This is a genomic window from Mesorhizobium sp. M7A.F.Ca.CA.003.01.2.1 (assembly GCF_003998945.1).
Taxonomy (GTDB): Bacteria; Pseudomonadota; Alphaproteobacteria; order Rhizobiales; family Rhizobiaceae; genus Mesorhizobium; species Mesorhizobium ciceri.
Map to the genome: position 1 here is coordinate 1 of NZ_RZRA01000171.1, position 7,369 is coordinate 7,369.

Consider the following 7,369-nt stretch of genomic DNA (forward strand, 5'->3'; position numbering starts at 1 on the left):
ACGGGCGCCAATCCGACGGCCAACGCCGTCGCCAGGATTCGAGCATGTTTCACGACCCCTCCTTCGCTCGCGTCATTCGCAGCGCAGCGTTACCGTTGCCTGATAATTGCCGTTGGCGAAGCGATTGCTGCCGCCCTTGGTTCCGGCAAGGTGAACCGAGACGAGATCTGCGCCGGGGGTGGTGATGCTGGTTGTCGAGCCGGTCTCGACGATGGAATGCGCGCCGGCGGCGGAGTAGGTGGGTGTCCAGGTCGTCGACGTGCTGTCGGCGGATGGCACCGTCATGGTGGTGACCGGGTCGACGCTCAGCGACACACCTCCGGTCGTCGTCAGCGTCACGGTTCCAGCCGAGCCGCCGCTGTTGTGGGAGCTCAGGGACTGGAGATCGGGACTGGCCGTCATCGTACCGTTGGTGGCAACGACCAGCGTGCAGGTGGGCGCGATCGTGCCGTTGAAGATGACATTCTGCGTCGTGGCCAACGCGGCCTCGTCGACGCTGGCAACCAGCAGAGCTGCGCCGCAGGCGGCGCGAAACAATGTCATCGAGACCTCCTATCAAGCCGGATCGTCCGGATTAATATGAGAGCATCATCACTTTATCGTGGTTAATTTAGAGTTACCTAAAATAACGCCTCAAAAATAACAACTACAGGAACCGGAGGTTGCCCTCGGTTGCAAAAGCGGAACCACAGCGTAAATAGCGCTTATACTTGATAGCGCCGATAGAACCATGTTTTTCTTCGCAATATCGAGAAAAATCGATATTACGATACCTGCCCGGCTTCCCAACCCAGAATGGCGCGCTTGCGGGTCAGGCCCCAATGATAACCGGTGAGGTCGCCTGATTTGCCGATGGCGCGGTGACAAGGCACCACGAAAGAGAGCGGATTGGCGCCGTTGGCCGCACCGACCGCACGGCTGGCGGACGGTGCGCCGATGCTGGCCGCAATCGAGGAATAGGTGCGGGCCTTGCCCATCGGGATCTTGAGCAGCGCCTCCCAGACGCGAACCTGGAAGTCGGTGCCGATCATGACGACATGCAGCGGCTGGTCGGGGCGCCACAGCGTCGGGTCGAAGATACGGGCGGCATAGGGGCCGGTGGCAGTCATGTCCTCGACGTAGATGGCGTTCGGCCAGCGGCTGGACATGTCGGCGAAGGCGGCGCGTTCCTCGCCGGGGTCGCTGAAGGCGAGGCCGGCGAGCCCGCGCTCGGTGGCCATGATCAGGGCGGTGCCGAACGGCGAGGAATGGAAGCCGTAGCGAATGGTGAGCCCGGCGCCGCGTGTCTTGTAGTCGCCCGGCGACATCGCCTCGTGCGTGACGAACAGGTCATGCAGCCGGCCGGGGCCGGACATGCCCAGTTCGAATGAGGTCTCGAGCAGAGGCATGCCGGAATCGAGCAGCCTGCGCGCATGGTCCAGTGTCACCGCCTGCAGGAAGGCCTTGGGCGACAGGCCGGCCCAGCGGGTGAAGAGTTTTTGCAGGCCGGTCGGCGTCTCGCCGACCTCCTCGGCCAGCTCTTCGAGGGAAGGCTGATCGCGATAGTCGAGACTGATCTTCTCGATGGCACGGCGCACGATCTCATAATCGCTGCCCTCAGGCGTGATGTCCTTTTTGAGGACTGCGGTGTGTGTGCTCATGGAACTGTCTCCTTGAGCCGGAATATCGCCCCTCGGGGCGTCGATCGCCACCCGAAACTTGCCTTCTTGCGGCGCATACCCGGATAGGCACCGGATTCGAGCCCAGGAATCGCTCGCGGCTGCCTCAGCGTGTCTTGGCGGGCGCCAGCGCGCGCGAAAAGGCGGTGGCAAAACTCTCGCGGGAATCGGGGTCCAGGAACGATCCGATCGGCACGTTCTGGCCTTCACCTTGCACCGTCATGCCTGTGATGCCGATCTCGGCGTGACGGGCCACCGAAAACCGCGCCCAGAACGGATTGAAGCGATGCGCTTCCGATTTCCCCGAGGGGGCTGTCTTGCGGATGTCGAGGCTGGTGCGCGAAACCGAGACTTCTTCGCGTGCGCGAGCGGCACGATAGTTGATGCGAAAGGCGATGTAGACGGCGGCCACGTCGAGGCCGAAGAAGCCGAACACCGGCCAGGCGCCGCGCGACAGGAAAAACGCGCCTGTCACCAGCCAGCCGAACAGCAGCGCGCCCATCAGGACGAAGAAGCCTGTCCGGCCCAGAGACCGGTGCGGGGTCAGTAGCGCCTGAAAGAATGGCTCGTCGGCCTGAAACGAGGCGTTTGTGTCGCTCATGAGGGGATATTATAGGAGGGAAATGGCAAGCCCCAAGTCCAAAGATTCTTCCCTGTCCAAAAAAGAGCCGTTGCCCGCACGACGCGATGGTTCGAACGCAAAGCCGCGCCCGCGGCCGGCGCGAAGCGCGTTACGCTACAGCCCGGCCGAAGTGAAAGAGATATTCCGGCGCTTTTCCGTCCAGCGGCCCGAGCCGAAGGGCGAGCTCGAACATGTCAACGCCTTCACGCTGCTGGTCGCGGTGGTGCTGTCGGCGCAAGCGACGGATGTAGGCGTCAACAAGGCGACGCGGGCGCTGTTCAGGGCCGCCGATACGCCGCACAAGATGCTGGCGCTGGGGGAAGCAAGGGTCGGCGAATATATCCGCACCATCGGGCTGTGGCGCAACAAGGCGAAGAATTTGATTGCGCTGTCGCAGGCGCTGATCCGCGACCATGGCGGCGAGGTACCCGATAATCGAGATGAATTGGTCAAGCTGCCCGGGGTCGGGCGCAAGACCGCCAATGTCGTGCTCAACATGGCCTTCGGCCAGCACACGATGGCGGTCGACACGCACATTCTTCGCATAGGCAACCGGCTCGGATTAGCGCCCGGCAAGACGCCGGAACAGGTCGAGCAGGGATTGTTGAAGATCATTCCGGACGAATATATGCGCCATGCACATCACTGGCTGATCCTGCATGGCCGCTACGTCTGCAAGGCGCGCAAGCCGGATTGCCCGGCCTGCGTCATCGCCGACATCTGCAAGGCCGAGGTCAAGACGACCGATGTGCCGGCACCGCTGGTGCCGATCGCACCGCTCGACCCGGTCGAAGAGGTTCAGGACCGAGGCGGAACGGCGGCGTAATTCAACTCTCCTCCACAAACACCTCTTCGCGCTTTTTCTTGACCGCCGGCAGGAAGACGACGGCGAGCACGGCGAGCGCTATGAGCAGCAGGCCGGCGCTGATCGGTCTGGTCACGAAGGTGCTCGGGTCGCCGCGCGAGAGAATCATGGCGCGGCGCAGATTTTCCTCGAGCAGCGGGCCGAGCACGAAGCCGAGCAGCAGCGGTGCCGGTTCGCAGCGCAGCTTGGTCAGGAGGTAGCCGAGGAAGCCGAAGAAGGCGACGGCGTAGAGATCATAGACGTTGCTGTTGACGCTGTAGACGCCGATCGAGCAGAACGCCATGATGATCGGGAAAAGCACGTAATAGGGGATCGTCAGCAGCTTCACCCAAAGCCCGATCAGCGGCAGGTTGAGGATGATCAGCATCAGATTGCCGATCCACATCGAGGCGATGATGCCCCAGAACAGCGCCGGCTGTTCGGTCGCGACATTGGGGCCGGGCACGATGCCCTGGATGATCATGGCGCCGATCATCAGCGCCATGACAGGGTTGGCCGGAATGCCCAGCGTCAGCATCGGGATGAAGGAAGTCTGCGCACCGGCATTGTTTGCCGATTCCGGTCCGGCGACGCCTTCGATGGCGCCCTTGCCGAACTCCTTCGGGTTTTTCGAGACGCGTTTTTCGACCGTGTAGGAGGCAAAGGCTGCCAGGATCGCGCCGCCTCCCGGCAGGATGCCGAGCGCTGAACCGATGATCGTTCCGCGCACGATGGGCGCTGCCATGCGCCGAAAGTCCTCGCGGGTCGGCATAAGGCCGGTGACCTTGCGGATCATCACGGAGCGCTCATCCTCGTTTTCGAGGTTGCGCAGGATCTCGGCGATGCCAAAGACACCGACCGCCACCGCAACGAAATTCAACCCGTCGGCATATTCCCGGATTCCAAGCGTGAAGCGCGGCGTGCCGGTGTAAATGTCGGTGCCGACAACGCCGAGCAGCAGGCCGAGCACGACCATGGCCAGCGCCTTGACGATCGAGCCGTGGGCGAGCGCGACGGACGAAACCAGGCCGACGATCATCAGCGAAAAATACTCGGCCGCGCCGAATTTCAGCGCGATCGCCGTCAGCGGCGGGGCAAAGATGGCGACGAGGAACGTCGAAACGGTGCCGGCAAAGAACGAGCCGATGGCCGCGATCGCGAGGGCCGCCCCGGCGCGGCCGTTCCTGGCCATCTGGTAGCCGTCGATCGCGGTGACGGCGGACGAGGATTCGCCGGGCATGTTGATGAGAATGGCGGTGGTCGAGCCGCCATATTGCGCACCGTAATAGATGCCGGCGAGCATGATGAGGGAGGAAACCGGGTCGCCGATCTGGAAGGTGATGGGCAAAAGCATGGCGATGGTCGCGGTGGCGCCGATGCCGGGCAGGACGCCGATCAGCGTGCCGAGAAGGACGCCGATCAGGCAGAAACCGAGGTTGGTCAGCGACGTCGCCGTCGAAAAGCCGAGCGCAAGGTTGTCGAGCAGATCCATGCTCATCGCCTTACGACACCAACCACGGGGCCAGCCACGGGCCGAAGCGGCGGAACGGCAGGCCGAGCGCGTAGCTGAAGACAAGGAATGCAAACAATGTCAGGCCGGCCGACAGCACGAGCGCGGTCAACGGCTTCATGCAGCGGCTGGCAAACGACGCGATCAGCGCCGTCAGGAAGATCGACGGGATGAATCCGAGGCCGCGCACCGTCAGGCCGAAGAAGATCGGAGCAGGCAGGATGAGCAGCATGCCGCGCCACGCAATATGCCCGACCGCTTCGCCCTCGACGCGTACAGCCTGGACGAGAATGACGGCGCCAAGCAGGACCAGCACGATCGCCAGGACCAGCGGAAAATAGCCTGGCCCCATGCGCAACGCGGTGCCGATTTCGAGGCCGAGCGATTGCAGCGCGAACCATGCGCCGAAACCGATGAACAGGGCGGCGCACAGGCCGTTGGCCCTGTCGATCGCGAAAGGTTTCATGATGGTTCTCCCAAGCCGCGGTGCGTAGCGGATGCCGAGCGAACAGGGGCGCCGGTGGCGCCCCTGTTCAAACCTCAGTCGGCATACTGGCCGGCGGCTTCGATGATCGGCTTCCAGCGCGCGATCTCACTTTCCAGCTTGGCCTTCAGTGCGGCGGGCGTCGCATCGGCCTCGGGCGATGGCTTGGTGCCGAGTTCGGCGAAGCGGGCCGCGACGTTCTGGTCCTTCAGCGCGACCTGAAGCGATTTCGACAGGCGTTCGGTGATCCCGGCCGGTGTGCCCTTGGGTGCATAGAGACCGTGCCAGATGCCGACCTGCACTTCGGGAAGGCCGCCTTCCACCGTCGTCGGGACGTCTTTCAGCACATCGAGGCGCTCCGGCGAGGTGACGGCATAGGCCTTGATGGTGCCGCCCTGGATCTGCTTGGTGGTGTTGGTCGTCTGGTCGCACATGATGTCGACCTGACCGCCGAGGAGATCGGTCATGGCCGGGCCGGTGCCCTTGTAGGGCACGGTGACCAGCGGCGTCTTGATGGCGCTCATGAACAGCATGCCGCACAGATGCGAGGCCGCACCGATGCCGGCATTGGCGACGGTTATGGAATCCTTGTTGGCCTTGGCGTACTCCACCAACCCCTTGAGATCGGTCGGCTCCAGGTCCTTGCGGCCGACGATGGTCATCGGCACCTCGGTGACGAGGCCGACATATTCGAAGGCGTTCAGCGTGTCGTAGGCGAGCTTTCTGTACAGCGTCGCACTTGTCGCCATGCCGATATGATGGAGCAGCAGCGTATAGCCGTCAGGCTCGGCGTTGGCGACGCGGCCGGCACCCAGCGTTCCGCCGGCGCCGCCGACATTCTCGACGATGACCTGCTGGCCGAGATCCTTCGACATCGCTTCGGCGACGAGGCGCGTGACCGTGTCGGTCGGACCGCCGGCGGCAAACGGTACCACAACGGTGATGGTTCGTTCAGGATAGGTCTGCGCGCTGGCCGCGAACCCATAAAGCGTGACGGCCGCGGCAGCAGCCAGAGCGGCGACAAATCTTCTCATCGTGATCTCCTCCCGGGATATGAATCTCCAACGCCGCGCGGATCTCCTCTCAACACCGGCTGCGCATGAAGCAACAACTAGGGCAAGCTAGCAAATAGCAACTGGGCGGCAAACTGCCGATATCCGCAAACATCCGCACTCGATGGGTGGATAATGTCGGAGGGTGATCGCCACCCTAGTAGCCGTAGCCGCGCGCCATCGCCGCGGCGAAGACCGGGATGAGCAGGAAGATGAAAGCTTCGGCGCGGATATAGGTCTTCACGGACGCAAGTTCGGTCGCCGGCACCTGGAACGAGGCATTGCCGCTCGCCTGCCTGTTCCAGGATATGAAGCGGACGGTCGGGATGATCGACAGCAGGCCGACAGCGCCGAACGCCGCTATCTTGGCCCAGAACACCCAGTTGTAGACGTAGAATTCCCAGCCCTTGAGGCCATAGAAGACGCGGCCGATGCCGACGACGATGATCAGCGCGGCGATGACGCCGTAATGGCGGTCGATGCCGGCGAGCCTCTTGAGCGTCGCAGCACCCAGATCGCCGCGGATCAGGACGAATTCGGCGCCGATGATCCCCGCCAGCGAAAACACCAGCAGATGATGGAAGATCGCAAGCACAAGATCGGTGGTATCCATGCTCTTTTCCCTGGGTTTGACGCCACCAATGCGCGCCTGAAAAAAGGTCGCGCTGGCGGGTGTTGAATCAGCCTGCGGTGAAAAATAACATCGTCGCGCAAAATTCCCATAGCGGCGCCTGGATGATGGGCCGTGTTGCCCTGGCCCCTTGCGCAGCACCGGCGATTTGCTAAGCGCTGGCGATCCGTGCGAGGCAGATCCCATGAACAATCCGCAAGCGACCAGTGCTCCTGTCATCGAAACGAAGCGAACCATCCTGCGGGCACACCGCCTGGATGATTTCGACACCTATGCCGCGATGTGGACCGATCCCGTCGTCACCCGCTTCATCGGCGGCAAGCCGCGCACGCGCGAAGAAAGCTGGATGCGCTTCCTGCGTCACGCCGGCCTGTGGTCGTTGCTTGGCTATGGCTTCTGGGCGATCGAGGAGAAGGCGACCGGGCGCTTCATCGGCGAGGCCGGGTTTCACGATCTGAAGCGCGACATGGAACCATCGATCGAAGGCATTCCCGAGGCCGGGTGGGCGCTGGTTCCGGCCGTGCACGGGGCGGGCTTCGCCACCGAGGTGGTTGGCCGCGTCCTGGCA

At 63.2% G+C, this 7,369-nt stretch carries 9 protein-coding genes; 2 read left to right on the top strand and 7 right to left on the bottom strand.

From position 1 onward, the window contains the following. Nucleotides 1–72: 72 nt before the first annotated feature. The 3 genes from EN969_RS09715 to EN969_RS09725 form a co-directional block, all read right to left on the bottom strand. Nucleotides 73–543 (bottom strand): hypothetical protein, encoded by a 471-nt coding sequence (locus EN969_RS09715; protein WP_027161336.1) that lies wholly within the window; start codon nt 541–543, stop codon nt 73–75. 221 nt (nt 544–764) lie between these two features. After that, the gene (locus tag EN969_RS09720; protein WP_024502817.1) at nt 765–1,640 is read right to left on the bottom strand and encodes a bifunctional helix-turn-helix domain-containing protein/methylated-DNA--[protein]-cysteine S-methyltransferase; all 876 of its coding nucleotides are present in this window, start codon (nt 1,638–1,640) and stop codon (nt 765–767) included. Between the two features lie 124 nt (nt 1,641–1,764). Beyond that, a complete protein-coding gene (locus EN969_RS09725) occupies nt 1,765–2,259 on the bottom strand; it encodes a DUF2244 domain-containing protein (RefSeq protein ID WP_063169003.1) in 495 nt (164 codons plus the stop codon). A gap of 22 nt (nt 2,260–2,281) precedes the next feature. On the opposite strand from EN969_RS09725, the gene nth reads away from it, so the two are divergent. After that, on the top strand, nt 2,282–3,106 hold the full coding sequence (nth, locus tag EN969_RS09730; RefSeq protein ID WP_063169002.1) for an endonuclease III: 825 nt from the start codon (nt 2,282–2,284) through the stop codon (nt 3,104–3,106). A gap of 1 nt (nt 3,107) precedes the next feature. On the opposite strand, the gene EN969_RS09735 is transcribed toward nth, so the two are convergent. The 4 genes from EN969_RS09735 to EN969_RS09750 form a co-directional block, all read right to left on the bottom strand. After that, nucleotides 3,108–4,616 (bottom strand): tripartite tricarboxylate transporter permease, encoded by a 1,509-nt coding sequence (locus EN969_RS09735; RefSeq protein ID WP_063169001.1) that lies wholly within the window; start codon nt 4,614–4,616, stop codon nt 3,108–3,110. 10 nt (nt 4,617–4,626) lie between these two features. Beyond that, entirely contained in the window at nt 4,627–5,100 is a 474-nt protein-coding gene (locus EN969_RS09740) for a tripartite tricarboxylate transporter TctB family protein (protein ID WP_063169000.1), read from the bottom strand. Between the two features lie 74 nt (nt 5,101–5,174). Further along, a complete protein-coding gene (locus EN969_RS09745) occupies nt 5,175–6,152 on the bottom strand; it encodes a tripartite tricarboxylate transporter substrate-binding protein (RefSeq protein WP_063168999.1) in 978 nt (325 codons plus the stop codon). Nucleotides 6,153–6,327: 175 nt separating this feature from the next. Continuing rightward, nucleotides 6,328–6,783, bottom strand: a complete 456-nt coding sequence (locus EN969_RS09750) for a DUF2214 family protein (RefSeq protein ID WP_024502811.1) — start codon at nt 6,781–6,783, stop codon at nt 6,328–6,330. A gap of 202 nt (nt 6,784–6,985) precedes the next feature. Between EN969_RS09750 and EN969_RS09755 the strand changes: the two genes are divergently transcribed. Further along, nucleotides 6,986–7,369: GNAT family N-acetyltransferase (locus tag EN969_RS09755; RefSeq protein ID WP_164758200.1), on the top strand; the 384-nt coding region annotated here is incomplete at its 3' end.

Bases quoted from the DNA above. Each gene is read 5' to 3' on its own strand.
- EN969_RS09720 (WP_024502817.1), bottom strand. From the start codon at position 1,640: ATGAGCACACACACCGCAGTCCTCAAAAAGGACATCACGCCTGAGGGC.
- EN969_RS09750 (WP_024502811.1), bottom strand. From the start codon at position 6,783: ATGGATACCACCGATCTTGTGCTTGCGATCTTCCATCATCTGCTGGTG.
- nth (WP_063169002.1), top strand. From the start codon at position 2,282: ATGGCAAGCCCCAAGTCCAAAGATTCTTCCCTGTCCAAAAAAGAGCCG.
- EN969_RS09725 (WP_063169003.1), bottom strand. From the start codon at position 2,259: ATGAGCGACACAAACGCCTCGTTTCAGGCCGACGAGCCATTCTTTCAG.
- EN969_RS09735 (WP_063169001.1), bottom strand. From the start codon at position 4,616: ATGGATCTGCTCGACAACCTTGCGCTCGGCTTTTCGACGGCGACGTCG.
- EN969_RS09715 (WP_027161336.1), bottom strand. From the start codon at position 543: ATGACATTGTTTCGCGCCGCCTGCGGCGCAGCTCTGCTGGTTGCCAGC.
- EN969_RS09745 (WP_063168999.1), bottom strand. From the start codon at position 6,152: ATGAGAAGATTTGTCGCCGCTCTGGCTGCTGCCGCGGCCGTCACGCTT.
- EN969_RS09740 (WP_063169000.1), bottom strand. From the start codon at position 5,100: ATGAAACCTTTCGCGATCGACAGGGCCAACGGCCTGTGCGCCGCCCTG.